Below are 25,601 nucleotides of genomic sequence, written 5' to 3' on the forward strand. Positions count from 1 at the left end.
AACCGGCCGCGGCGGCGCCGCCGGGGTCCGTCGGCCTACGCGGTGCTGGTGGCGCTGGCCGCGCTGGCCGGGATCATGCTGATCCCCTTCGCCGTGGTGGTCTTCAACGCGCTGAAGACGCCGGAGGAGTACACCGCCAACGGCCCGCTCGCCCCGCCGGAGGGATTCTATCTCGAGGGGATCAAGGACTTCTGGGAGCGCGTCGGCTTCGGCCACGTGCTGTTCAACAGCCTGCTCATCAGCGGCTCGGTGGCCGTGCTGGCGGTCCTGCTGTCGGTCCTGAACGCCTACGCGCTGGGCATCGGCCGGATCAAGGGACGGATGTGGGTGCTGGTCCTGCTGCTGATGGCCAACACGCTGCCGCAGGAGTCGCTGGTCTACCCGCTGTACTACCTGGCCAACAAGGTCGGGCTCTACGACACCCGGATCAGCGTGATCATCGTGTTCGCCGTCGTCCAGAGCGCGTTCGGCACCTACCTGCTGTCGTCGGTGATGTCGGCGTTCCCCCGGCCGCTGCTGGACGCGGCGCGGATAGACGGCGCCAGCCGGTGGCAGATCCTGTGGCGGGTGATCGTGCCGGTCGTGCGGCCCACGCTGGCAGTGATGCTCGTCTTCTTCTTCATCTGGACCTGGAACGAGTTCCTGATCCCCCTCGTCTTCCTCATCTCCAACGACAACCAGACGGTCTCGGTCGCGCTCGGCGTACTGCAGGGGCAGCGGCTGATGGACGCCACCATGTCCAGCGCCGCCGCGCTGCTCGGCCTGCTGCCGACCATCGTCTTCTTCCTCATCTTCCAGCGCACGCTATCGCGCGGACTCACAGCAGGAGCGATCAAGGAATGAAGTTCAGCGACGGTTACTGGATGATGCGCAAGGGGGTGCACGCGGTCTACCCGATGGAGGTCCTCGACATCGACGCCGGGCCGGCGTCGTTCGTCGCGCACGCGCCCGTCCAGCGGATCCGGCACCGCGGCGACCTGCTCAAGGGACCGGTGGTGACCGTCACCTGCGCGTCCCCGATGCCGGACGTCATCGGTGTCACCATCACGCACTTCGCGGGCGAGCGGCCCCGCGGCCCGGCGTTCGAGCTGGCCACCGACCCGACCGGGGCGGTGACGTTGGACGAGGAGGCGGCCACGCTGACCTCCGGCGCGCTGTCGGTGCGGGTCGGGCGCGGCGAGGGGTGGAGGCTGGACTTCCTGGCCCGGGGCCGCCGCCTCACCGGCAGCGCGCAGAAGGCGACGGCGATCATCGACACCGACGACGGCCGCCACTACGTGCGGGAGCAGCTCGACCTCGGCGTGGACCACTTCGTGTACGGGCTCGGCGAGCGGTTCGGGCCGCTGGTCAAGAACGGCCAGGTCGTGGACATCTGGAACGCCGACGGCGGCACGTCCAGCGAGCAGGCGTACAAGAACGCGCCGTTCTTCCTCACCAACGCGGGCTACGGCGTGTTCGTCGACCATCCCGGGCGCGTGTCGTTCGAGGTGGCCTCCGAGGCGATGGCGCGGACGCAGTTCAGCGTCGAGGGCCAGTCGATGCGCTACTTCCTCATCTACGGGCCGACGCCGAGGGAGATCCTGCGCAAGTACACAGCGCTCACCGGGCGGCCCGCGAGGGTGCCGGGCTGGTCGTACGGGCTGTGGCTGTCCACCTCGTTCACCACCGATTACGACGAGGCGACCGTCACCTCGTTCATCGACGGGATGGCCGAGCGGGGCCTGCCGCTCAGCGTGTTCCACTTCGACTGCTTCTGGATGCGCGAGTTCCGGTGGTGCGATTTCGAGTGGGATCCGCGCGTGTTCCCCGACCCGCCCGGGATGCTGCGCCGGCTCAGGGAGCGCGGCCTGCGCATCTGCGTCTGGATCAACCCCTACATCGGGCAGCGCTCGCCGCTGTTCGAGGAGGGCAGGGCGCGCGGCTACCTGCTGCGGCGCCCGAGCGGCGACGTGTGGCAGTGGGACCTGTGGCAGCCGGGCCTGGCCGTGGTCGACTTCACCAACCCCGAGGCCCGCGCGTGGTACGCCGCCAAGCTCGAGGCGCTGCTCGACATGGGCGTGGACTGCTTCAAGACCGACTTCGGCGAGCGCATCCCCACCGACGTCGTCTACCACGACGGGTCCGACCCGGACCGCGCGCACAACTACTACGCTTATCTCTACAACCAGACGGTGTTCGAGCTCTTGCGCAAGCGGCGCGGCGAGGGCGAGGCGATCGTGTTCGCCCGCTCGGCCACGGCGGGCGGGCAGCAGTTCCCGGTGCACTGGGGCGGCGACTGCGAGTCGACGTTCGAGGGCATGGGGGAGAGCCTGCGGGGCGGCCTGTCGCTGGGCATGTCGGGATTCGGCTTCTGGAGCCACGACATCGGCGGATTCGAGGGCACCCCCGACCCGGCGCTGTTCAAACGATGGATCGCGTTCGGGCTGCTCTCGTCGCACAGCCGGCTGCACGGAAGCCGCTCCTACCGGGTGCCATGGCTGTTCGACGAGGAGTCCGTGGAGGTCCTGCGGCGCTTCAGCCGGCTGAAGATGCGGCTGATGCCCTACCTGGCCGGGGCCGCGCGGCAGGCGTACGGCGAGGGCCTGCCGATGATGCGCGCGATGGTCGTCGAGTTCCCGGACGACCCGGCCTGCACGCATCTCGAGCGGCAGTACATGCTGGGCGACGACCTGCTCGTGGCGCCTGTCTTCTCCGCCGACGGGGAGCTCTCTTACTATGTGCCGCGCGGCGTTTGGACGCACTACCTCACCGGGGAGCGCGTCGAGGGCGGCCGCTGGGTGCGCGAGCGCCACGGGTTCGACAGCGTGCCGCTGCTCGTCCGGCCGGGGGCGGTGATCCCCGAGGGCGCGGTGGAGGACCGTCCCGATTACGACCACGCGGATGGTGTAACGCTGCGCGTGGTCGAGCCGGCGGACGGCGCCCGCGTCACCACCGTGATCCCGGGCGCGGACGGGGACGCGGTCACGACGTTCACCACGTCCCGGGACGGCCCGGTGGTGCGGGTGGAGGCCGCGGGAGCCCCAGGTGCCTGGAACGTTCTCCTCGTCAACCGCCGCGTCGCGGCCGTTGAAGGCGGGGAGAGCGCGGAGCACGCGCGGGGAGCGCTGGTCAGGGCGACCGGCGGCGAGCTGGTCATCACGCTGGAAGAGAAGGGCTCAACCACGGCGCCCGGTCCCAAAGGAGACGACCGATGAAGAGATTTCGCTCAATCGTTGCTTCCGTTCCGTTCGTCCTCGCGCTTTCGTTTCACCCCTCGGACTCGAGCGCGAGTGACATGCTGCCGTTCCAGGATCCCGGTCTGGGGATCGAGATCCGCGTCCGCGACCTCCTCGGCCGGCTCACGCTCGACGAGAAGATCTCGCTCCTGCATCAGTTTCAGCCTGCCATTCCGCGGCTCGGCATTCCGGACTTCAAGGCCGGCACCGAGGGGCTGCACGGAGTGGCCTGGTCCACCGATCGCGACAACGGCGGCGCCGTCGTGACGGCTACCGGCACGGTGTTCCCGCAGGCGATCGGCCTGGCGACGACCTGGAACACGGATCTCATCCGGCAGGTCGGCGAGGCTGTCGGAGCCGAAGTTCGCGGCTATCACGCGCTCGCCCCTCGCGTCTGGGGTTTGCAGGTGTGGGCGCCCGTGGTCAACCTCCTGCGCGACCCGCGCTGGGGGCGCAACGAGGAGGGCTATTCCGAGGACCCGCTCCTCTCCGGCGCGATCGCCACCGCATACGGGCGCGGCCTCGAAGGGGACGACCCGCTCTACCTGAAGACCGCGCCGGTCATCAAGCACTATCTCGCCAACAACAACGAGATTCATCGTGACACCACGTCGTCGAATCTGCGCCCCCGCGTGAAGCACGAGTATGACGAGCTGGCCTTCAAGATACCCATCGCCGCCGACGCCGTGACCGGCGTCATGACATCTTACAACCTGGTCAACGGCAGGCCGTGCACCGTCAACCCGGATGTCGGCGAGGTCGTGCGGAGCTGGACGGAGAAGACGCTCTACAACGTGTCCGACGCCTGGGCCCCCAACAACTTGAGCGCCTCGCAGAAGTACTTCGCCACGAGCGAGGAGGCCTTCGCGGCCACGCTCCTGGCCGGAGTGGACAGCTTCACCGTCGACGACGCCAACAGCGCGCGCACCATCGAGATTCTCCGCTCGGCGCTCGCGCAAGGGCTCCTCACCGAGGAGGACATCGACGCCTCCGTCGAGCACGTCCTTTCCGTCCGCCTCCGGCTCGGCGATTTCGACCCGGACGGGGGTCCCTACGCCGGCATCGGGCCCGAGGTCATCGACAGCCCGGAGCACCGCCAGCTGGCCCGCCGGGCCGCCGACGAGGCCATGGTGCTGCTCGCGAACAGGCGTCGCCTCCTGCCGCTGGACCCGTCGGCCACGCGGCGGATCGCGGTCGTCGGGCCTCTCTCGGACACGCTCTACACGGACTGGTACTCCGGGGCGCTGCCGTACCGGGTCACGCCCCTGGACGGCATCCGCGAGCGGCTCAGCGGCGCCACTGTCCTCTCCAGCGAGGGCGTGGACCGGATCGTGCTGCGCGACGTCGCGAGCGGCCGCTACGTGACCGCCGGCGCGGACGAGGACGGGGACATCCTGCGCGTCGGCGCGGCCAGCGCGGGTCCCACCGAGGAGTTCGACGTGTTCGACTGGGGGCAGGGCATCGTCACGTTGCGCAGCGCGGCCAACGGCAAGGTGGTCGACCGCTTCAACTTCGGCCCCAACTTCGCGAACCGCGCCGCCCAGCCGTACGGCTGGTTCGTCCAGCAGCAGTTCGTCCTCGAGCCGCAGAGCGACGGCACGCACGTCATCCGCTACGCCGGATACGAGAAGGCATTCGACTGGGCCGGCCCCGAGGTCTACCTGACGATCGCCGAGGACGGCGCGCTCGCCCTGACCGCGACCGAGGCGGCCAACGCGGCTCACTTCGCGGTCGACGTGGTCCGGAGCGGCGTCGACGAGGCCGTGCGCGCGGCGACAGGCGCCGACGCCGCCGTGGTCGTCGTTGGCAGTATGCCGTTCATCAACGGGCGGGAGGATCACGACCGCACGTCGATGGCCCTGGCCGACCGGCAGTCCGCCCTGGTACGGGCGGTCCTCGCCGCCAATCCGCGCACCATCCTCGTGATGGAGACCAGCTATCCGATGACCATCCCGTGGGAGAAGCTCCACGTCCCCGCCATCCTGTGGACCACCCATGCGGGCCAGGAGACCGGCCATGCCATCTCCGACGTCCTCTTCGGCGACCACAACCCTGCCGGGCGACTGACCCAGACCTGGTACCGCTCGGCGGACGACCTGCCGGACGTCCTCGATTACGACATCATCAAGGCCCGGCGGACCTATCTCTACTTCGACGGTGATCCGCTCTATCCGTTCGGGTACGGGCTGTCGTATTCGACCTTCGGGTACGACAACCTCCAGCTGAGCGCCCGGTCGGTCCAGGCCGGCGACCCGATCTCGGTGCGCGTCGACGTCACGAACACGAGCCTGCGGGCCGGCGACGAGGTCGTTCAGCTCTACAGCCGCCAGCCATCGTCGCGCGATCCGCAGCCCGCCAAGCAGCTGCGGGCGTTTCGGCGGATCCGTCTCGCGCCGGGCGAGAAGCGGACGGTCGAGCTCGCTTTCGCCGCCTCCGACCTCGCCCACTGGGACGTGACCCGGAGCCGCTGGGTCCTCGAGGCGGCTGGCGTCGAGCTGATGGTCGGCTCCTCCTCGGCCGACATCCGCCGGAGCGCGGTCGTGCGCGTGCGCGGCGAGCGCATCCCGGCGCGCGACCTTGCCCGCGAGACGCGAGCGCTCGACTTCGACGACTACGCCGGCATCGAGCTGGTCGACGAGAGCAAGGAGTGGGGCGATGCCGTGGGCGCCACCGCGGGCGACTGGCTCCGCTTCTCCGATGTGGAGCTGGGCAGCGGTGCCAGCCACTTCAGCGGCGGGTTCGCCCGCGCCGAGGCGGGCGACGCGCTCGTCGAGATCCGGCTCGACGATCCGGTCCGCGGCAAGGTGGTTGGGACCGCCGTCGTGCCGAGCACGGGCGACGTGTACGCCTATGCCACCGCGGCCGCCGAGCTCGACGGCGCTTACGGGCGACACGACGTCTACCTCGTCTTCCGTGGAGCCGCCCGCCTGTCGACGTTCGCGATCGACTGAGGGGCCCTTCGACGTAGGTCTCCGCATACCCGTCTCCGTGCCGGTTGATCCCAGCGCACTGGAGGGTGGGTGGGATCACGTCACGCCCGGGTCATTCCCGACGGGTGGCGGGCTCTTCGGTGGGCGGGAGGGGCGTGGCGGCGCGGGGGCGCGGCGCCACGGCCGCGCTCAGTACATCAGGTTGCCCTGGCCGAGCACGAAGGTGATGTTCTGACCGAACTGGGCCCGGGCGGTCGTCACGCGCGCGGTGGCGTTCACGATGCGGTTGCGGCGCTCGACCGCCGAGCTCGCCGCGAGGCCCTGGGCGATCTCGGCGCGCGCGAGGTCGAGCTGCTGCGCCGCAGCGGGATACAGCGTCATCGGGGCCATCACCTCGATGGCGTCGTCGATCTCCACGCGGGCGAGCTCCATCAGCTTCTGCTGCACGTCGGCGCGCGTGTTCGCGAACTGGTCGACGAGCACCCGCGCGGCGTCCAGCCGTTGCTTCGCGATGTCGGCGTTGAAGACGGCGTTCAGCGCGCGCAGGAAGCGAGCGATGGCGAGCGCGTCGAGCGGCACCAGGTTGAGCGGCGTCCCGAAGCGCTGCTCGAGCTCCTGGGCGGCGGGAGAGAAGAGGAAGGGCGTCGAGGCGTAGAACGTGACGGCGTCGGTGAGGCCCGGAGCCGCCTTGTCGTTGATCTGCAGGTTGTTGTGGAAGAAGGGCGGCGTGTCCGCGGCCTCGATGAGGGGCGGCGGGTTGAAGGTGCCGTTGCCGAACGAGTTGGGGAAGCCGATGCCCGTGGCATCGAAGTTGGGCGCCGGCAGGTCTCGCCCGCCGAAGCCGCCGTCCGCGAGGAACTCGCCCCCGAAGCTGCCCCCGTTGAGCGGCGACCCCTTGGTGCGCGTGCCGGTGTCGAAGTTGCGGTTGTTGCCAGTGTCCTGGAAGTTCGCGCCGGCGTTGTGGTGGCACAAGTTGCAGCGGCCGCGGTTCGGGTCCATGAACGCTTGCCGGCCATCCTCCGCCTCCGCGTCGAACAGGCGAACGCTCGCCAGATCGAGCTCGTTCAGCCGGCCCAGGCTGAGCTGGAAGGCCAGGGTCACGTCCTCTTCTTCCGGTGTCGGCAACCGGAAATCGACGCCCGGCTCGCGGGCGAGGCGCTTGGGAAAGTGCTGGGTGATCGCGTCCTTGAGGAAGCCGCGCAGCGTGCCGTCGCTCGAGCCGTCCCCGCCCCAGCCGGTCCGCTCCGTGGGGGGATTGGTGGTGCCGTCCCCCGGATCCGCCCGGATGCTGGTGCTGAGCGAGAGGACGTGGTTCACCCCGCGCGAGACGAACCGGTGCGTCGGATCGGCGAAGCCGTCCACGTTCTCGAGGATGGCCGCGTCGTCCAGCAGATCCGAGGTCTCGAGCTCGGCGAGCTCCGGCACCTGCCGGAACACGAAGAGCGGGTCATCGGGGTTGGTTTGATCGAGGGCCTGGATGAACGGCACGTCGAGCGTCGTGTTGTTGGCCACGGGGTGGCAGGTGCCGCAGGTGCGGCCGTTGCCTTCGAACGTCTCGTGGAAGAAGACACCCGCGCCCGCGCAGATGTCCTGCGAGACGAGCCCGGCGACCACGCGCGGATCCTGCGCGCACGCAGCGAGCCGATCCGCCAGGGCGAGCGATTGCGAAGCTTCATCGAGGGGCTCCGGAATCTCGTCCTCTGCCTGCGAGCACCCCCCGGCGAACAGCGCCATTCCGACGCCGCACGCGAGCAGCAGCCCCATCTTCGAGCGTTCCATCGAGCTTTCTCCGTTGCAAGCGCAGCGCCCGGCCGTGGCGAGCGGCCACGAGCAGGAAAGCGGCGCGTTTCATCCACTCTTCAGCTGTGGTCGCGGAGCCATTCGAGCCGCCCGGCGGTGCGGCGTGGGCCTCGTGCGCCACGCCCCGGCGGGGAAACCGCCGGGGAGGCAGCCCTCGCCGCCCGGCGCGTAAGGCCCCGCCCTGGGGACGTCAGGCGGTGCTAGGAGCGACCTCAGGCGAGCGATGATGTAGCTGAACAAAAACGATGTTCAACGTTCGGCGCGGCCCAGATCTCCATTTTTAAAGATTCTTTACAAACAGGCCCTGGAACAGCCCGGAGACCACTCCGAGGATCATGCAGACGTGTGCTGCGTCGTACGACTTCCGCGTTTCGGCGCTCACTCCCTGTGATCAACCATCGCTCCGATGGGACTCCTTCAAGCACTTGGAAGGGTCACGCACGGCGGCGGAGCTGCAGCACGCCGAGCGCGATGCAGAACACGGCGGTGCCCCAGTGCATCGCGAGGTAGCCCGGGTGAGCGCCGCGCCACGCGAGCACGATGGCTCCGTCGACGACGGGGATCACCGAGCCGAGGAGCAGCGCGAGCGCCGCGGCGCGCCGCTCGCCAAGGAGCGTGAAGGCGATGAGCAAGGCGCCGACGGAGAGGTCGCGCGCTCCCTTGGCGACAGCGTACGCGGCGATGCCAGCGAGCGGCACGCCGAAGGCCGCGGCCGCGGTGCCGGGGACGACCAGGAAACGCGCGCCGATGAAGCACAGCGTGAGGCCGGTGAGCAGCGTGGCGATGCCCGCGCCGCCGAGGCGGCGCGACGGGAGGGACGGGGCGGAGGGAGCGATGGTGGCGTCGTTCATGGGCTGGATGTAGCCCTCGGCGGACGCGCCCGCGATGGCCGGCGCGCGCAACGAATGGCCCCAGACGCTCACGTTGCGAGCGCTCTGGATCATCGCTAGGCTCACGCCATGTACCAGGATGACCCGCTATCGAGCCGATTTTTCCTGGCGAAACTCTCGTCCGAGCTCGTCTGCCGGACCGCTGCGCGAGGGGCCTGGGCGCTCGAGCTTCCGGCGCGTCCGATCCTGGTGCTCCACCACGTGACCGAGGGGAGCTGCGTGCTGCGCGCCGGGCGAGAGACGGTCTCGCTCTATCAGGGCGACGTGGCGCTGGTGCGACCGAACGTGGGGCACCGCGTCGACCACGGCGACGCGAGGGCGAAGCCCGTGCTCCTCGACCGGTGGCTCGAGGTCTCGCGAGAGGAGGACGGCGAGCGCGTGCTCGGCCGCGGCGCCGCCACGGCGCGCGCGCTGTGCGGCGTGTTCCGGTTCGAGCACGACGCGCTTGCCCCCCTGCTACAGGTCCTGCCGACGGTGATCCACGCCGGCGCGCGGGCCATCGAGGCGCGGCCCTCGTTTGCCGGCGCGCTGGCGCGCCTGCGGAGCGAGCTGCACGAGACGCGCCCGGGGGCGGGGCTGGCTCGCCGTCGCTGGCTCGAGCTCATCCTCATCGAGCTCGTGCGGCTGCTCGCCGACCGCGAGCCCGCGAAGCTCGCCGCGCTCGGCGCCACGCAGGACGTCGTCGTCGCCCGCGCGATCGCCGAGCTCGTGCACGACCCGGCGCGCGCGTGGGACGTCGACACCCTGGCGCGAACGGTGGGCGTCTCGCGCGCCACGCTCGCCCGGCGGTTCCTCGAGGCCACGGGCGCGCCGCCCATGGCGTACCGGGCGACGCTGCGCACCGAGCACGCGCGCCGCCTGCTCCGCGAGACGACGCTGTCGAACCAGCAGATCGCCCACGCGGTCGGGTTCGCCACGGAGCAGGCGTTTCAGCGCGCGTTTCGGCGCGAGACCGGGGCGACGCCGTCGGCTGTCCGCGCGCAGCTGCGCGCCGCGCACGGCTGAATCACCGCACAGGAACGTCGATCGGCTCGTGATGTAGATCGAAATAGGCGGACGTCTCGTTCGCTCGGGGATCGCCAGACCCTCGACGAGAGGATTCTTCTCCGTCACGGAGCCAGGGACGTCAGGGGCATCGAGCTGCGGTGTATTCGCCGTTGGCGTCGATGTCGTGGGTATCGGTGCCGCTCAGCCGGACCACGACCTCCGCGGCGTCGATGCTCACGATCTCCATCGTGCCGGACCTCAAGGAGCCTTCGCCCCACCAGCAGCCGTCGTCGCCCCTGTCACTGCGGCTCACAGTGTAGTTCGAGTACAACACCTCCGGCGCGCTCAGATCAAGGATGCCGGGCACCTGCAGCGCAGGGGGAATGGCGATGCCCAGCGCCCAGTTGTCGCAGCCGTTGAACGAGGTTGGATCCGCGCAGGAGCTCACCGGGACGCCGAAGATGATGAAGAGATCGTTCGGAGAAGTGCCCGGCCCCGGCCCGCCGCCGGAGGAGCTGCTCCCGGACTCGTTCGACGGTTCGGGGAACTCACTCCTGAGGAGCGCGATCGCGCCGGCCGTCGGCCCGGAGCCGCTCCCGGTCGAGGCGGAACCGCCGGCGCCGACCGACGAGGCGCCCCCGGTGCTGGAGTTGCCGCCATTCCCGACCGACGAGCTACTCCCGGTGCTGGAGTTGCCGCCGACGCCGCCGCTGCCGGTCCCATGGGCGTCATCATCGGGCCCGGCCGCTTGACCGCCGCCGTCGTCGCTGTCGTCGCCGACCTCCACCAGGGCGGTGCATCCGGCGCCCAAGGTCTGGAGCATCATCAGCCCAAAGAACAATGAAATGGATGTGTTCACGAGGCGTCGCATTCGTATCTCCCCGGGCCTGTCAGCGCGGCCCGTTGTCGCTCCGTGAATGACGCCGTTCGTCTGTTTTTATGATCTCCTGATCGATCTTCGTGCGGGTACGACGGTGGGCCTGAACAAGGCGGTCCCCCTGGATCCCGGTGCCGTGGAGGAAGCCGCCTTTGCCGCGAGCAGAGCAGTCGTTACAACCGGCCACTGGTGCGGCAACGCCGTGAGCGGGGGACCTCGAGAAATCCGCCGATCAGCGCCCTGGCCTCGCCGGGGCGACGGCAGCCCGCGGCCTGCTGTCACCGCTGCGCGCCTCTCAGCTCCGGAACGAGGATCTCGAGCCTGCGGCGGTAGGCGGAGCTCGGGTGCGCCGCGACGAAGCGGTTCGCGCGCGCGAGCGCCTCGCCGCCGCGGCCGAGCGCCTTCAGGGCGCCGACCGCGATCACCTCGCGCTCCTGGGCGAGCGCGCCGCCCGGGAAGCGCGCGAGGTGGGCGTCGGCGAGCGCGAGCGCCTCCGCAGGGCGCGCCGCGAGCGCGTCCTGGGCGCGCTGCAGCAGGCCGAGCTCCGTCTCCGCGTCGGTCAGCGCCGCCTGCGCCGAGCCGCCCGCCGCCGGCGCGCCGGTCGTCGCTGCGGACGCGCGCGCGGGCAGCGGCACGCCGGTCGTCACGGCGGACGCGCGCGCGGGCGGCGGCTCCGGAGCACGCGCGCGCGGCGGTTCCGCAGCGGGGGGCGCCTCCGCGGGCACCTCCGGCGCCCCCGCGATGGACGCCGCCGCGGCCCCCGCCGTGGCTGCGGCCGCGACCACCGCCGCGCCGGGCGGCGCCAGCGGCGCGCCGGGCGGCGCCAGCGGCGCGCCGGGCGGCGGCTGCGAGCGCGACGGCATGAGCCACACCGCCCCGACGAGGACGACGCCGAGCGCCGCGCCGACCGCCAGGCCGGAGAGCACCGACGGCGGTGCGACAGCCCCCGTCGCGGCGATCCCCGCCGGAGCGTGTGTTGCGGGGGCGCTCGCGCCGCCGCCGGTCGCCGGGGCGCCCGCGCCGCCGCCGGTCGCCGGTCCACCGCCGTCCGCGGGGCCGCCGGGGTCCTTGCCGCCGCCCGGTCCGCCCGGAGGGTGGAGCGGCAGCCGCGCCGCGAGGCGCGCGAGCTGCGCCTTGTCCGGCGCGTCGCGCCGGGCCGCTTCGAGGGCCAGGCGGAGCACGTCCGAGCCGCCCTCCGAGCCCATCTGCTTGCGAGGATCGCCGCTCATACGCTGCTCCCCTCGATGATCCGCGCGGCCCCGACCCGCGACGCGCCGAGCTCGTACCGGCGCATCGCCGCCTCGATCTGCGCCCGCGCCGCGCGCAGCCGCGAGTACGCCGTCTGCAGCGGGCACCCCGCCGCCTTCGCGATCTCCGCCATGGGCACCTGCTCGATCTCGTGCAGGACGAACACCGCGCGCTTGTCGTCGTCGAGCTGATCGAGCGCCGCGTCGAGCCGGTCGAGCGCGCGGCGGCGATCGAGCGTCTCGTCCTGCGGCGCCGCCATGACCGGCTCGGGAACGGCCGCGGCCACCTCCTCGCGCCGCCGGTGCGGCCGCCGCCGGTACTCCGACGCGAGCCGCAGGCAGATGCCGTAGAGCCACGTGCGCAGCGCCGAGCTGCCGTCGAAGGTGTCGAGCTTCCGATGCACCGTGAGGAAGACTTCCTGACAGACGTCCTCGACGTCGGCCTCGCCGACGCCGAGCCTCCGCAGCACGCGCCACACGTACGCTGCGTTCTCTTCGAAAATCTCCTCGAGGGTCATCGCGAGAGGCCGGGGCGCAAGGAAGCCGGGCCCTGACCTGGATGGTCGCGAGCGCGCGGTTTTCTGAAAGAAAAGCGACGCCGGGCTTCGAATCAGCAAAAACAGCGGAAGTCACGGGAACATCACGGGAAATCGACGCCGAGAAGGACGTCCGCCGCCCCGGCGAGCGGCGCCATCCGGAACACCTCGCGGTCCCGGCCCTGCGCGTCGATGTAGTAGAAGGTGTCACGCACGATCGGGACGATCAGCCCGAGCCCGCCCCCCACGGTGAGCGGGCCGGCGAGCTGCCGGGTGAGGCGGACGTCGAGCGCGCCGCCCGCGGTCAGGCGCTCGTCGGCGCGGTCGACGCCGAACCCGAGGCCGCCGACCTGGAGCGCGCCGAGGCGGACGCCCGCGCACGCGGAGAGCCGCGTCTCGCCCCCGAGCGAGACGGGGCACGCGGACACGAACCCCTCGCCCCAGGAGAAGCGCGTCGACGAGGCGCCGGTGGTCGCCTCGTTCGGGAGCCAGATCGCCCCCCCGACCTCGAACGACCACGACCGCGGGGGCGTGAGGCGCGCGCGGAGCGCGGCGGCGATGCCGGGCGAGGGCAGGAGGCCGAGCCCGAAGAGCGGGCCGGCGCCGACCTCGACGCGCCACGGCGCCGGCGGCGGAGGTGCCGGCGGCGGGACCGGGACCAGGACGCGCTGCACGATGACCCGCGGCGCCGGCGGCGAGGGCGCGGGCGACGGCGCCGGAGGCGGCGCCGGCGCTGCCAGCGGGGGCGGCGCGCCGGGGGACAGCTTCGCGCTGGGGTCGATCATGAGCGCGATGGCCAGGGCGAGCTCGTCGTCGATGGCGCTGCAGCGCGGCGACGCCGTCGCGATCTCGCGCGTCCCGAGCACCGCGCCGCCCGCGTCGGCGACCGCGATCACCGCGCGCCACCCGCCCGCGCCCCCCGGCTCGATGCGCCCTTCGACGGTGAGCTCGGCGCGGGCGGCCGAGACGAGCGCCGCGCGCCCGAGGCGCGCCTCCACCGCCTGCGCGAGCGCGCGCGCCCCGACGCACGCCTCGGCGCCGGCGAGCCGCACCCAGCTCAGCGACGCGGTCTGCTCGCCGGACGACGCGCGCGCGGGGCGCGACGCAGCGACGAGCGCCGACGCGGCGAGCGCCGCAGCGACGAGCCCGAGGCGCGCTGCGCGGCGCGCGGTCACGGGCCCGGCGAGGCCGCGATCCCGACGCAGGTGGGCTCGGGGACCTCGGTGACGCGGCCCGTGGGCCGGAGGGCGCCGGTCGCCTCGTCCACGTGGAACACGACGATGTCGCTCGATCCCTGGTTCGCGACGAGCATCAAGAATTTCCCGCCAACGACCGGCAGTCGACATAACGTCCAAACGTACGATCCACCGATCCGCCTGCAAGAATCAACAGGTCCAACGAGCTCACTCGGCTGTGGTGCAGTGTCCACACCACGCTGGAGCCGAGGCTGCTCGGCGCGCACGATCTCTTCCTCGTTCTGGACGGCGATCCCTGCGCGCTGTCCGATCCGCAGGGCTCCGCGACCGTGGACTGCCCCGATCTCATCGCCAAGAGCCATGTGTCCTGTCGTGAGCCGCCAGCTCCGCTAGCTCGTGGCACGCGCGCCCACGTGGCACGTGCCACGTGCCACGTGCCATTCGTCCGGCGCCGCCGGCTCGCTCTCGGGCAGGGACCGCCGCGCCGTGAGCCCTGCCCTTCGAGCAGCGCACGCCGCCTGCCGCGCCGCTCGGGGCCCGGGGGCGCGCCCGGCGATCGTTCCGGGCACACCGATTGCCATGAGCCCTTTCGCACGAACCTGCGCCGAGGGCGACCTCCTGCCTCCCCCACGACAAGGGTCGGCGAGGGCTCCTGCCGCTCTTCTCTCCTGACCTTAACTATCATCCTCGAGGAACCATGTTGCACCCTACGTCCAGAAAACCGGCTGCCGTGAGCTCGCGCGCGAGGCGGGGCCGGAGGCTCGGCTTCTCGCTCGCGCTGGGCGCCTCGGCGCTCGCCGTGCTCGGGTGCGCCGGCGAGATGCCGGGCGCGCCCGGCGCCGACGTCGGCGACGAGCTCGCCGCGGTCCCGCAAGCCCTCCGCGACGACGACACGCCGCTCCGCGGCGCATTCGACGAGTCGATCGTGAGCGCCGGCCGCGGCCACGCCTGCGCGCTGAGGCCGGACAGCACGATCCATTGCTGGGGCCTCAACGACGAGTACCAGGCCGACGATCCCGCGGGCCAATACGTCCAGGTCAGCGCGGGCGAGGCCCATAGCTGCGCGGTCGGCATAGACGGCAGCGTCCACTGCTGGGGCCGCAACACCCATGGTCAGGCCATTGCCCCCGTGGATCCCGATCCCCCGGAGGACCCCTTGGAGCCCCCGAATCCTAATTACACCTTCGTCCAGGTCAGCGCTGGCCGGGATCACACCTGCGCGCTGCGGACGAACGGCACGATCGACTGCTGGGGGCGCAACAACCACGGCCAGGGCTTGGATATGCCGTCGCAGTACACGCAGGTCAGCGCAGGCGACTCTCACAACTGCGCGGTGCGGTGGAACGGCACGATCAGGTGCTGGGGCAACAACACCTATGGTCAGGGCACGGACCAGACGGGCGCGTACACCCAGGTCAGCGCGGGCTCGTTTCATAGCTGCGCGCTGAGGACCGACGGGACGGTCTACTGCTGGGGGCGCAGCAATGAAGGTCAGCTCGACGCCCCGCCGGACACCTTCGTCCAGGTCAGCGTGGGCGTCTATCACAGCTGCGGGCTGAAGCCGGGCGGCACCGTCGACTGCTGGGGAGACAACGCGCATGGCGGGGCGATCGATCCTCCGGGCTTCTTCTCCCAGATCAGCACGCAACGCGGGCTCACCTGCGGGCTGAGGCTGGACGGCACGGTCGACTGCTGGGGCACCGACGAGGCGGATCCGCCGATCGGAGACGTCTTCGGGCACGTCACGGTCGCGGCGGGCACCTTGCACACATGCGCGCTCCGGGCGAACGGCACGATGACCTGCTGGGGGGACAACGCGTACGGCCAGTCCACGGCGCAGGCCGGCGCCTACCGGCAGCTGAGCGCGGGCACCCGTCATTCCTGCGGGGTGACGGCGACCGGCGCGGTCAACTGCTGGGGAGACAACAGCCATGGACAGAGCGCGGATCCGCCGGGCAGCTACACCCACGTCGCCTCGGGCCACGACCACAACTGCGGGATCAGGACGGACGGCACCGTCCACTGCTGGGGGAACGACGACTACGACAAGGCGACGGATCCGTCGGGTACCTTCACCCAGGTCGCCGCGGGCGATTTCCACACCTGCGGGGTGAGGACGAACGGCAGCGTCCACTGCTGGGGTCTCAACGCCCAGGGACAGAGCGCGGACTCCCCCAACATTTACACCCAGGTCAGCGTGGGCGATCACCACAGCTGTGGGGTGCGGACGAACGGCGCGGTCCACTGCTGGGGGAGCAACACCTACGGCGAGGCCACGGATCCGGCCGGCACCTTCACCCAGGTCACCCTGGGCCGCGACTTCAGCTGCGGCCTGTTGACGGCCGGCAAGGTTTACTGCTGGGGGAGGGACACCGAGCATCAGGCCTCGCCGCCCTACGTCGACTTCATCCAGATCAACGCGATGAAAGACCACACCTGCGGCGTGACGGCGACCGGCCGTGTGGGCTGCTGGGGATATCCCGGGTCAGGGCGGACCGCGCCGCCGACGATGGCGTTCTCCCACGTCGACGTGGGCGACGATCACAGCTGCGGCATCAGGGCGGACGGCACGGAGGAGTGCTGGGGAAACACGACTTCTTCCTGGGGCGTGGCGCCCGCTGGCACCTTCACCCAGGTGAGCGCGGGCTTCCAACACACCTGCTGGCTGAAGGCGAACGGCACGGCGGACTGCAGGGGAGACAACACGTACGGTCAGACCGACGAGCCCGCTGTCCCCTTCGTTCAGATCGATGCGGGCTCCTACCACACCTGCGGGGTGACGACGCTCGGCAATGTGGACTGCTGGGGCCGGAATCTCAACGGCAGGGCCGAGGATCAGGCCGGCGACTTCCTCAGCGTCAGCGCAGGCGAAAGTCACAGCTGTGCGGTGAGAAAGAACGGCATCGTGCACTGCTGGGGATACAACGATGAGCATCAGACCGACACTCCTCCTGGTCTTTACCAGCAGGTCAGCGCGGGCTTGAAGCACAGCTGCGGGGTGAGGACCGATGGCACCCTCCACTGCTGGGGATACAACAACTTCGGCCAGGCCACCGCTCCCGAGGGGACGTACACCCAGGTCGGCGCGGGCTCTGGCCACAGCTGCGGGTTGAAGACGGACGGCACGATCCACTGCTGGGGGTCGGATTTCCGCGGCAAGGCGGTCGACCCCGCGGGGACTTTCGTGGAGCTCCGCGTGGGCAGGAACCATAACTGCGGGGTGAAGGCCGACGGCACCGTCTCTTGCTGGGGAAACGGCGACGACGGCCAGCTCTGGCTCCCCTTGCCGAACTGACGGCGCTCGGCTCGATCGCGCCCGGCGGCGTGAGCCTGTGGATCTTCGCCTTCGCAGCGCGGCGGGCCTGCGGGTCGACGGCGAGCGCACAGGCAACGGCGTCGCTCCCGCTGCGGGTCCACGTTACACTCGTCGGCGACGTGGCGCCCACGACTTTCACGACGACCCTGGATGACGCGCTCGGAGCGGCCTCGGACCCCTTGAGTTCCACGAAGCCTACACCGGGGCTGGTGCTCGTCTTCTCCGTGGACAGCCCTCGCTGCGATGTCCTCCCGCTCGAGGACGGCGAGCTCGCTCTCGGGCGCGGCGAGGTCGGGGGCGTCCCCCTGGACGACCTGCGGATGTCGCGCAAACACGCGCGCGTGCGCTGGACCCAGGGCCAGTGGGAGGTCGAGGATCTCAATAGCCGAAACGGAACGTCGCTCGACGGCGTTCCGTTGACCGGCGCGCGCGCGGGCGGTGAGCTGCGCATCCTGCGCACGGGCTCATCGGTGTTCGTGATCCGGGCCGACGTGGCGCCGTTCCGGGCGGGGATCTCCACGGCCGGGGCCACCATCCTCGGGGCGACCCTCGCCCGTGCGTGGCACGCGATCGATCGCGCCGCGCACCTGGGAGCGACGCTCCACATCACCGGCGAGAGCGGGACCGGCAAGGAGCACGCGGCGCGGGCCTTCCACGCCCTCGGCCCGCGGCGCGGGGGGCCGTTCGTCGCCGTGAACTGCGCCGCCATCCCCAGCGGGCTCGCCGAGCGGCTGCTCTTCGGCGCGCGCAAGGGGGCCTATTCGGGCGCCGTGGCCGACGCCGACGGGTACGTGCAAGCCGCCCACGCCGGGGTCCTCTTCCTCGACGAGGTGGCCGAGCTCGACCCCGGGGTGCAGGCGAAGCTCCTCCGCGCGCTCGAGGCGAAGGAGGTGATCCCGCTCGGGGCCGCGCGGCCCGTGCAGGTGGACTTCGCGCTCGTGTCGGCGAGCCACAAGGACCTGCGCGCGCAGGTGGCCGCAGGGAAGGTCCGCGAGGATCTCTACTTCCGCATCGCGCAGCCGACGGTCCGCATTCCGCGGCTCCACGAGCGGCCCGAGGAGGTGCCGTGGCTCGTCGACGCGGCGCTGCGGAGCGCCGTCGCTGCTGTCGAGCGCGGCCAGGAGAGCGCGCCGCTGGTGGCCCACGCGTCGCTCATCGAGGCGTGCCTCGTGCGGGCGTGGCCCGGCAACGTGCGGGAGATGATGGCGGAGATCCGCGCAGCGGCGCATGCGGCGCAGCTCGAGGAGAGCCCCGTGGTCCAGGCGCGGCACCTGTCGCCCTCGGCGGGGCAAGCCTTCGTCGCGCCACAGGCGAGCGCGCCGGAGCAATCCGCGGGGAGGAGCCAGCCATCGTCGCTGCCCCCGCCCGGCGAGCGGCAGACGCGGCGGGCGGCGTCGCTGCCCGCCGACGAGGTCATCGAGGCGGTGCTGCGCCGCGAAGGGGGGAACGTGGCGCGCACGGCCCGCGAGCTCGGCGTGCACCGGACGCAGCTCCGCCGCTGGCTCGGGCGGCGCACGGCGACCGACGAGGCCGCCGGCGGCGACGACGACGCGAGGGGTGACCCCTGACCTGCCTTCAGGGCGACCGAGCTGCCATGTCTGCAAGCCCCGATCTCACGAATGAAAGGCATCGGGCGTTTGCCTCAGGGGAAACCCAGGGAAAGCCTGAAGGATGACCCTGGCCCGCATCCTGCTAAGTACGTAGACCAGAGCGCCCGTGACGGCTTCCCCCCCCGCCGTCGAATGGGCGCTTTTTTTTTTATGCCCTTGCAGGGGGCGCAGGCGGCTCCGCCCCATGCGGGTCGGACCCGCGCGCTCGGCTCTCGGGCGTCCCTCGCTCAGGGCGCGTCAAGGAACTCCCGGATCGTTGCGAGCGCCTCGTCGCGCGCGTCGTCGAGCACCGCGTGCCCGGCGTGGGGGAAGCTCCGCGCCTGGACGAGCTCCCGAGGCAAGGCGGCGACGAGATCGCGCGCATCCGCGGTCGTCGCGAACGGGTCGAGATCGCCGGACAGCACGAGGGTGGGGCACCGGACGCGCGCGAGGTCCGCGCGCAGGTCGTAGGTCTGCATCTCACCCGCCACGAAATAGCCGCCCACGTCGAGGTGGAGGACCGCGCGGCGGAGCGCGTCTTCCTCCGGCGGCGACTGGCGGTAGAGCGGGAGGCAGACACGGATGTAGTCGTGGAAATTGGGCATCGGATCCGCGAAGAACCGGCGCGCGATGTCGGCCGCCTGCGGGCCCCCGAGCCGCTCGAAGACGGCCAGCATGCGATCGAGGCGGAGCTTCGCGGTCGTGCTCGTCAGGATCAGCTTCCCGGGGTAATCGGGGTATCGCGCCGCGTACGCCTGCGCCACCATGCCTCCGAACGAGTTTCCGAGCACGACGGGCCGCTCGATCTCGAGCGCGTCGCAGAACGCCCGCACGTCATCCGCCCACGTCTCGAGGTTCCACCGCTCGGGCCCGCTGCGATCGCTGCGCCCGCAGCCGCGGTGATCCAGATAGACGACCTGCGCCACCTCGGCGAGCGCCGAGCCGAACGGCACGAACTCGGTATGATCGCCCCCCGGCCCGCCGTGCAGCAGGATCACGGTAGGTCGCTCCCGCATCGCGGGCCCCTCGGGGACGAGCTTCGCCCCTTCCACATCGAAGAACAGCCGGACATCGCCTGTCTGCACTCTCATCGTGTATCGAGTGAAATCACAGACCGTGGCGCGGCGCCAGCCCTCGCGCCGTCGGCAGAACGCACCATGTGTGGCAGATCGCCGCGCGACGCTCCGGCGGCGGCGGCCGGCGTCCGCCGCTGTTGCCGCGCTCGCCTTGTCGCTGCGTCACCTGGTGAGCGCCGGGAGGACGCGCTCGCCGAAGACCTCGATGAAGGCTTGCTGGTTCACGGTCACGTTGTGAACGTAGAATCGGAGAAGGATCTCGCCGCCCTCGGATACGGAACGTCACGGCGCGGGCATGACCAGGGTCAGCCCATCGTGCGCGCCGAGCTGCGACGTGATGATGGTCTGCATATAGTCATACGTCGGGTCGTAGGTGTACAGGAACCCGTCCTGATCGATCTCCCAGAACTGGTCGGCGATCGGATCGTACGCGAAGCCGCCGGCGTTGGTGGGCTCTTGGTATGCCAGCAACGACCCGGCGCCGTTCGCGACGTCGATGGCGAAGAGGGGTCCAACACCGGCGACGAACCCGACCAGCTGGTCGCGGGTGGTGTCGTAGGCCATGCCGTCGTAGTTTCTGGGGGGCGTCCCGAGGAGGGTCGCGGCTCCGGTCACCCTGTCCAGCTGGTAGAACCCGGGTTGGCTCCCGCGCGCGCTCCCGTACAGGTTGCCAGTCCTCGGATCGAGGCCGAGCCCGAACATTTTGTCGACGCCGTGGATGCCCACCAGGTTGGCGGCCCCGGTGGCGATGTCCACCGTGTAGAGTCCGTTGTTGGCGCGCCCGTCGATCATCCATAGGGTGCCGGTCGCCTCCTCCCAGGCGAGCTCGCCGATGTCGAAGCTCACGCCGAGCGGACCGACGTCCTCGAATTTCCGCGTCCGCAGGTCGAACCGGCGAAGCATGTCGTCCTCCTCGCGCACGGTGTAGAGGAACCGGCGCGTGCCCTCGACTTGGCAGGTCGCCGAGCAGCCGTCGCCGTTGACATGGCCGCCATCGTCGCACTCCTCGCCCGGACCGACCCTGCCGTTGCCGCAGGGGGACTCGGCGACGCACGCGCCGCTGATGCATATCGACTCCGCGGTGGTCGGGTCGCCGTCGTCGCACGCCGTGTCGTCGGGCGCGTTCGGGTTCGTGCAGAGCCCCGTCCTTGGGTCGCACACGCCCGCGACGTGGCACGCGTCCGGCGGCCCGCAGGTCACGTCGGCGCAGAGGCTCTGCTCGCAGCTGTAGACGACCGTGACGCGCGCGAATGCCCCGCCGAGCTCCTCGCTCCGGCTCAGCCCGTCGCAGCTCGGCGCGGAAATATTCACGGAGTTCACCCCGCCGAGCACGTACGAGCTGGGATTCACGTCGGTGAACGAGGCGAGCTCGTGATCCGAGGCACAAGCGCACGATCCGATAGGGTCGAAGCTGCCAATCGCGGCGCCATTGAGCGACACGGCGCGGACGCCGGCCTCGAAGGAGCAGTCGATGCCGCTCTCGAGCTCGACATCGACCCGGCGAACGGAGGAGAACCCGCGCCCGAGATCGTGCCACTGGAACCCGTAGTCGCCACACCCGTAGCGGTGGGTGTCCGTGTCATCGCAGCGCTCCTCCTGGTTGATGAGGCGGTCCGCATCGATGTCGTAGCTCGTCGCGCATTTCCCGTCGGGGAGCTGGATGGAGCCGTCAGGGCAGGTACAGTCGCAGCGCTCGGCCGATACGTGGATGTAAAAGTACAGCCATGTCGACGCGCCGTGCACGTCGGTGGCCTTGACTTGAATGGTGTAGACGCCCGGCGTGTCCGTCGAGAACGTGCCGACGGGCCCAGGAAGGCCGAGGACCGGGGAGGACCCGCTCACCTTCGAGCCGAGTGGTCGTCGTAGGGCACGTCGCCGGCGAGGGGCACGTCGATGTCGAGGGCGCTGGTCGCCTCCGCGATCGCCGTGGCCCTGCAGGTGCTGCTGGCGCCGACGACCTTGTAGTGAACCGCCGTCACGTCGTGCCGATCGCCCCGGATCGCGAGGGCGGCACGAATAACCCCGGTCTCCGCAGCGTCACCTCCGTCGATCCCCTGTTGGCCGCACGCCGGCAACGCGAGCGCGAGCGCGATGGCCGTCGATCCTTGCACGAAGTCTCTTCGTCCCCTTCTCATCCTATCACCTTCCTGGGTTCTTCTCATGGGTGGTGTGGTCTCGATGCTCGAGCGTCGGCGATCCGGAAATCGAGATCGCTCTGCAGAGCGATTCCGCCGTTCATGCACGTCATTCCGGCGATGTCAGCGCCTGGGTCGCCTTCATCGTCGTCGTTCCCTGCAGGGACATGAGCCCCGCCGAAACGTAAGTCCTTACGGGGACTGAGATGCTTGCAGGTTTGCTCGCATTCAACCTCGCGCACGTGCCGTGGCCTGCGGCCGTGGATGTGGGGCGGCGCGGTCACCTCCGCCGATCGCGGGAAGCTCGTTCGCGGGCTGTGGCAGAATGCCTCTCCGGAGCCAGGGCGGGTGCTCCGGGGGGGAACCCCCGGTGCGCCAGCGGCCAACCCCGGTGCGCCGGCGGCGAGCGCCGGCGGCAACGACGGCGCCGCACGGCCGACGACGCTGCCTGCGAGCTCTGCACGGAGCGTGCCGTGAGCCTCACCGAAGCTTGCCTGAGGGAGCCGGTCTTCGCCTGGATGCTCATGGCGGCAACCATCGTGTTCGGCCTCGTCGCCGCGTCGCGCATCGGCATCAGCCAGTTCCCCGACGTCGACTTCCCCACCATCACGATCTCGTCGCCGCACGCATCTCGCCCGCCGTCATCGCGCCGGACCGAACGAGGGCCACGGTCCGCTCCAGCAGCGCTCGGTCCATCTCATGCGCGACCATCCGCTCTCGGAACGCGTGCAGCGCGCCCTGCGAGAACGGGGCGTGGCCTTGCCGGTTCCTCGTCCTCCAAGACGGCGACGCGAAGCTCGCTCCGAGGAGGTAGTGTAGGATGAAGAGATCCCACTGGCCTGAGCTGATCCTTGCGAGGGATCAACGTTGGTTGTGCGCGGCATCGCTCGTCGCTGCGGCAGGCTGCGCCGCGGACACCCTCGACGACACGGAGACCACCGAGAGCGTGACGGAGGTCGAGCAGCCGTTGAAAGTCGCCTGGATTCAATGAGTTGCGAGGCCCAGCCGAGCTGCCAGGAAGCAAGCACCAAGGGCAAGGAATGCGGGAAAGAGAGCAACCTCAAGGGGCGCGGGGGGCGCAGGGGACCCGAGACGAGATACTATCTTTCCTTCCCCTTGCGCCCCTTGCGGTTTCTCTTCCCTTCTGTTGATTCCTCGGGACTCCAACGTGATCGGTGCGCTAGAGCCTGACGTACACGGTTCCTGTCGGCCACGAGGGCTCGTACGAGCTCCGCGGCGGCTGCGCCGTCGACCCCCCTTGCGTCGCGACGATAGGGCTCGTCGATCAGTGAACGAGGCCATGGCGAGCACGCCGAGACGCGGGTAGGCTGGCTTCGAAAGGTGCGGGTGCCCTCGTAACCCCAGGTATCCAGGTAATGCGAACGCCGATGCATGGACCGAAGCCGCGGGCACCCCGCGGCGCACGCGCCGCAACAGGTCACCGCCGCGGCCCGCGCTGGCAGGCCGCCTTGCCGTTTCTCCTCGGGCTCATGCTCGCCGGCTCGGCGTGCGTCAGCTCGAGCCACGTCGGGGAGGCGGTGACCGAACGCGAGGAACCGCGCAGCTCACCGCTTGCCTCGCAGGCCAGCGCTCCGGCTACCGACGCCGGCGCTCCGGCTACCGACGCCGGCGCTCCGGCTACAGACGCCGGCGCTCCGGCTCAAGAGCCCCATCCACAGCCGCCGAGCACCGAACGTCAGCCCGCGGACAGCCCAGCCGCGCCGGCTGCCAGCGTCCAACAGGCGGCCGCGCCGCGCTGTGATGCGCTCGCGCCCTGTGGTGAATATGGCATCTGTCCCGTGGGGAGCGAATGCTGGCAGCTCAAGCGCTGCGGGGGCACGGTGTGCACCACGATGGAGGCGGCTTGCGCCATCGAGTGCGGAGGTCGGGAGTGCTTGCTGCTCAAGAGCCTGCCCCCTCAGATACGTTGCGCGCCCTGAGGGACGATCGCCCCGGAGGGTGCTCGGTCCCACCCAGCGCTCTGACTGGATCGTCGCGTCTTGTCCTGGTGGACTGTTCAATAAATTTGTCAACGTAGTCGCGGGACATGTCGAGCCGCCCGACGTGTGGCGAGCCGCCGTCCAAAACCTGGTGCACGCGCCGTGCATGCCGATGCTCGTGAAGCACTTCGGGCAGGACGGCGCGGAGATGGGCGGGCTCGCCCTGGCGGCCGCGGGCTGGTCCGTCGAGGGGTCTTCACAGTTGGACGCAATTCCCTCATCCGCGCGACACGATTCCGTTACAACATCTCCCGCAGGACCGCGTGCCGCGCCTCGAGAGGATAGGCATGTTGGGAACGTGGCGTCCGCGACCTCGTCCCCGCAGATCCTCGCAGGTGCCGACCGCACCGGTCCCACCGGTGACGTCGGCGCATCTCCGCCGTCGCCTGCGGGCGGTGGCACCGTGCTCGCTCGTGTCCAGGCGCTTCGCCGCGCTGCGCGGGCACGTCGTGCGGCGTCCCGCGCGCGTCCGCGGCGCCGCCGGGCGTCGCCAGCGCGTCGGTCCCGTCGGCGTTCCAGACGTAGGCGACCGAGGCCCAGTCCTCCGGGGCGGGGCCCACCTTGGCGAGCAGGCGGGTCTCGACGAGCGCCCCATCCCTCCGGAACTCCTTCCACAGGCGGGTCCCGTCGGGGAACTGCCATGCATCCTGATCGCCGGTGTCGATCTGCGCGCCGGGCGGCAGCCGGATGAACCGCCGCTTCTCGGCGCCGTCGCTCCAGAGCGCGAACCCGGGCTCGTAGGCCACCACGTCGCTCGCCACCGCGCGCGCGGCGATGTCAGCGTAGAGGCCGGTCTCCGACAGCGCCGAGGGCAGCTCGGCCTGGCGCTCTGCATCGGGCGGATCGCACTCGTGGAAGTCGTCGCAGCCCGCGGCGGCGAGCCAGAGCAGGGCGGAACCAGCGCGGGTCGGGCGCCTCTCGCGGGTGGACATGGCCGTATCTAGACAGAGGCCATGTGCCATCTCCAGTGATGGTTCGTGATACATAACATCACCGTGGTGAATCTATCGACCATCGACCTCAACCTGCTCCACGTCCTCGCGGTCACGCTCGAGGAGCGCAGCGCGACGCGCGCCGCGCGCCGGCTGGGCGTCACGCAGTCGGCGGTCTCGAACGCGCTCGCCAGGGCCCGCGAGCTGCTCGGCGATCCGCTGCTCGTCCGCGATGGCCGCGGCATGGCGCCGACGCCGGCGGCGGACGAGCTGCTGCCGGAGCTCGCGGCGGCGATGGGCCAGCTGCGGTCGATGATCGAGCACCGGCGGGTGTTCGACCCGCGCTCGTCGACCCGGGAGCTCACGCTCGCCTGCGCCGACAACTCGCAGATCGCGGACGTGCCGCCCGTCGCGGCGGCGCTCGCGCGGGAGATGCCGCTCGCGCGGCTCCGCGTGGTGAGCGTCGTTTCGCGGCCGCGACGATGGCGGCAGCGGCCAGCGACCTGGTGGCGTTCATGCCTCGCCGCGTCGCCGTGGCACTCGGGTCGCACCTCCCCGTCCGGATCGTCGAGCTGCCCGTGAAGGACCTCGGGCACGAGATCTCGCTCGCGTGGCATGAGCGGACGCACAAGGACCCGGCGGCCGCCTGTCTGCGGAAGGTCATCGTGGAGACCCTGCGTGCGGCTGGCGGCGGCGGCTGCGACGAGGCCCCGCAGATGAAGCGGCAGCAGCGCCGCCACGATGGCGGGGGATCAGGTGGTCATTGACCGAAGCCATCGTCCTTCTCGGCGATGTCGTTCACGCCGTCGTTGCCCTGGCAGATCGACTGCGCGGCTGAAAAATGCTGCTGGGTATCGCCGCGGACCGTCGCGAGC

General features: G+C 70.8%; 21 protein-coding genes and 1 pseudogene. 10 read left to right on the top strand and 12 right to left on the bottom strand.

The window, feature by feature from the left end:
* The first annotated feature begins 75 nt into the window (after positions 1-75).
* Genes WMF11_RS36720 through WMF11_RS36730 form a run of 3 tightly spaced genes read left to right on the top strand, consistent with a single transcriptional unit; the run spans position 76 to position 6,166 of the window.
* Positions 76-843 carry a carbohydrate ABC transporter permease gene (locus WMF11_RS36720; protein WP_437555552.1) on the top strand — a complete coding sequence of 256 codons (768 nt, stop codon included), beginning with the start codon at positions 76-78 and terminating at the stop codon, positions 841-843.
* Positions 840-3,194, top strand: coding sequence for an alpha-xylosidase (yicI, locus tag WMF11_RS36725; protein WP_437903850.1), 2,355 nt, complete (start codon positions 840-842; stop codon positions 3,192-3,194). Before WMF11_RS36720 ends, yicI begins: the two co-directional genes overlap by 4 nt.
* Positions 3,191-6,166, top strand: coding sequence for a glycoside hydrolase family 3 C-terminal domain-containing protein (locus tag WMF11_RS36730; RefSeq protein WP_437974055.1), 2,976 nt, complete (start codon positions 3,191-3,193; stop codon positions 6,164-6,166). The genes yicI and WMF11_RS36730 overlap by 4 nt, the downstream gene beginning before the upstream one ends.
* Positions 6,167-6,334: 168 nt before the next feature.
* Here the strand turns inward: WMF11_RS36730 and WMF11_RS36735 are convergent, their stop codons facing one another.
* Positions 6,335-7,924 carry a hypothetical protein gene (locus WMF11_RS36735; protein ID WP_437974056.1) on the bottom strand — a complete coding sequence of 530 codons (1,590 nt, stop codon included), beginning with the start codon at positions 7,922-7,924 and terminating at the stop codon, positions 6,335-6,337.
* A 455-nt stretch (positions 7,925-8,379) separates the two neighbouring features.
* Complete coding sequence (locus WMF11_RS36740) at positions 8,380-8,889, bottom strand: DUF4267 domain-containing protein (RefSeq protein ID WP_437903853.1); 510 nt, start codon at positions 8,887-8,889, stop codon at positions 8,380-8,382.
* A gap of 15 nt (positions 8,890-8,904) precedes the next feature.
* Here WMF11_RS36740 and WMF11_RS36745 point away from each other — a divergent pair, with 15 nt between their 5' ends.
* A complete protein-coding gene (locus WMF11_RS36745) occupies positions 8,905-9,840 on the top strand; it encodes a cupin domain-containing protein (protein ID WP_437974057.1) in 936 nt (311 codons plus the stop codon).
* A 121-nt stretch (positions 9,841-9,961) separates the two neighbouring features.
* Here the strand turns inward: WMF11_RS36745 and WMF11_RS36750 are convergent, their stop codons facing one another.
* The 6 genes from WMF11_RS36750 to WMF11_RS36775 all read right to left on the bottom strand — a co-directional run bounded on the left by WMF11_RS36750 (position 9,962) and on the right by WMF11_RS36775 (position 14,752).
* Positions 9,962-10,693, bottom strand: coding sequence for a hypothetical protein (locus WMF11_RS36750; protein WP_437974058.1), 732 nt, complete (start codon positions 10,691-10,693; stop codon positions 9,962-9,964).
* Positions 10,694-10,977: 284 nt separating this feature from the next.
* Entirely contained in the window at positions 10,978-11,928 is a 951-nt protein-coding gene (locus WMF11_RS36755) for a hypothetical protein (protein ID WP_437974059.1), read from the bottom strand.
* Entirely contained in the window at positions 11,925-12,464 is a 540-nt protein-coding gene (locus tag WMF11_RS36760; protein WP_437974060.1) for an RNA polymerase sigma factor, read from the bottom strand. Before WMF11_RS36760 ends, WMF11_RS36755 begins: the two co-directional genes overlap by 4 nt.
* A gap of 122 nt (positions 12,465-12,586) precedes the next feature.
* The gene (locus WMF11_RS36765; protein WP_437974061.1) at positions 12,587-13,657 is read right to left on the bottom strand and encodes a hypothetical protein; all 1,071 of its coding nucleotides are present in this window, start codon (positions 13,655-13,657) and stop codon (positions 12,587-12,589) included.
* Positions 13,654-13,794 (bottom strand): beta-propeller fold lactonase family protein, encoded by a 141-nt coding sequence (locus WMF11_RS36770; RefSeq protein WP_437903860.1) that lies wholly within the window; start codon positions 13,792-13,794, stop codon positions 13,654-13,656. Before WMF11_RS36770 ends, WMF11_RS36765 begins: the two co-directional genes overlap by 4 nt.
* Positions 13,795-14,359: 565 nt before the next feature.
* Positions 14,360-14,752, bottom strand: a complete 393-nt coding sequence (locus WMF11_RS36775) for a hypothetical protein (protein WP_437979428.1) — start codon at positions 14,750-14,752, stop codon at positions 14,360-14,362.
* Here WMF11_RS36775 and WMF11_RS36780 point away from each other — a divergent pair.
* The 3 genes and pseudogenes from WMF11_RS36780 to WMF11_RS36790 all read left to right on the top strand — a co-directional run.
* A pseudogene (locus WMF11_RS36780) lies at positions 14,634-14,939 on the top strand (RTX toxin); the annotation flags it as partial. The gene WMF11_RS36775 and the pseudogene WMF11_RS36780 overlap by 119 nt on opposite strands.
* Positions 14,940-14,960: 21 nt before the next feature.
* On the top strand, positions 14,961-16,973 hold the full coding sequence (locus WMF11_RS36785; protein WP_437979373.1) for an RTX toxin: 2,013 nt from the start codon (positions 14,961-14,963) through the stop codon (positions 16,971-16,973).
* Positions 16,974-17,113: 140 nt separating this feature from the next.
* The gene (locus WMF11_RS36790; RefSeq protein WP_437974062.1) at positions 17,114-18,562 is read left to right on the top strand and encodes a sigma 54-interacting transcriptional regulator; all 1,449 of its coding nucleotides are present in this window, start codon (positions 17,114-17,116) and stop codon (positions 18,560-18,562) included.
* Between the two features lie 269 nt (positions 18,563-18,831).
* Here WMF11_RS36790 and WMF11_RS36795 read toward each other — a convergent pair whose 3' ends face one another.
* The 3 genes from WMF11_RS36795 to WMF11_RS36805 form a co-directional block, all read right to left on the bottom strand.
* Positions 18,832-19,674, bottom strand: a complete 843-nt coding sequence (locus tag WMF11_RS36795; protein ID WP_437974063.1) for an alpha/beta fold hydrolase — start codon at positions 19,672-19,674, stop codon at positions 18,832-18,834.
* A 267-nt stretch (positions 19,675-19,941) separates the two neighbouring features.
* Complete coding sequence (locus tag WMF11_RS36800; RefSeq protein ID WP_437974064.1) at positions 19,942-21,501, bottom strand: hypothetical protein; 1,560 nt, start codon at positions 21,499-21,501, stop codon at positions 19,942-19,944.
* Positions 21,498-21,770 carry a hypothetical protein gene (locus tag WMF11_RS36805; RefSeq protein ID WP_437974065.1) on the bottom strand — a complete coding sequence of 91 codons (273 nt, stop codon included), beginning with the start codon at positions 21,768-21,770 and terminating at the stop codon, positions 21,498-21,500. Before WMF11_RS36805 ends, WMF11_RS36800 begins: the two co-directional genes overlap by 4 nt.
* 844 nt (positions 21,771-22,614) lie before the next feature.
* Between WMF11_RS36805 and WMF11_RS36810 the strand changes: the two genes are divergently transcribed.
* The gene (locus WMF11_RS36810; RefSeq protein ID WP_437974066.1) at positions 22,615-22,785 is read left to right on the top strand and encodes a hypothetical protein; all 171 of its coding nucleotides are present in this window, start codon (positions 22,615-22,617) and stop codon (positions 22,783-22,785) included.
* Positions 22,786-24,033: 1,248 nt separating this feature from the next.
* Here WMF11_RS36810 and WMF11_RS36815 read toward each other — a convergent pair.
* Positions 24,034-24,726, bottom strand: a complete 693-nt coding sequence (locus tag WMF11_RS36815) for a hypothetical protein (protein WP_437974067.1) — start codon at positions 24,724-24,726, stop codon at positions 24,034-24,036.
* 63 nt (positions 24,727-24,789) lie between these two features.
* On the opposite strand from WMF11_RS36815, the gene WMF11_RS36820 reads away from it, so the two are divergent.
* Together WMF11_RS36820 and WMF11_RS36825 are read left to right on the top strand one after the other, a co-directional pair.
* Positions 24,790-25,308: a LysR family transcriptional regulator gene (locus WMF11_RS36820; RefSeq protein ID WP_437974068.1), complete on the top strand. Its 519-nt coding sequence runs from the start codon at positions 24,790-24,792 to the stop codon at positions 25,306-25,308.
* The gene (locus WMF11_RS36825) at positions 25,305-25,493 is read left to right on the top strand and encodes a hypothetical protein (RefSeq protein WP_437903866.1); all 189 of its coding nucleotides are present in this window, start codon (positions 25,305-25,307) and stop codon (positions 25,491-25,493) included. The genes WMF11_RS36820 and WMF11_RS36825 overlap by 4 nt, the downstream gene beginning before the upstream one ends.
* Positions 25,494-25,601 lie beyond the last annotated feature (108 nt).

It is taken from the genome of Sorangium sp. So ce295, from assembly GCF_051527405.1.
Taxonomy (GTDB): domain Bacteria; phylum Myxococcota_A; class Polyangia; order Polyangiales; family Polyangiaceae; genus Sorangium; species Sorangium cellulosum_B.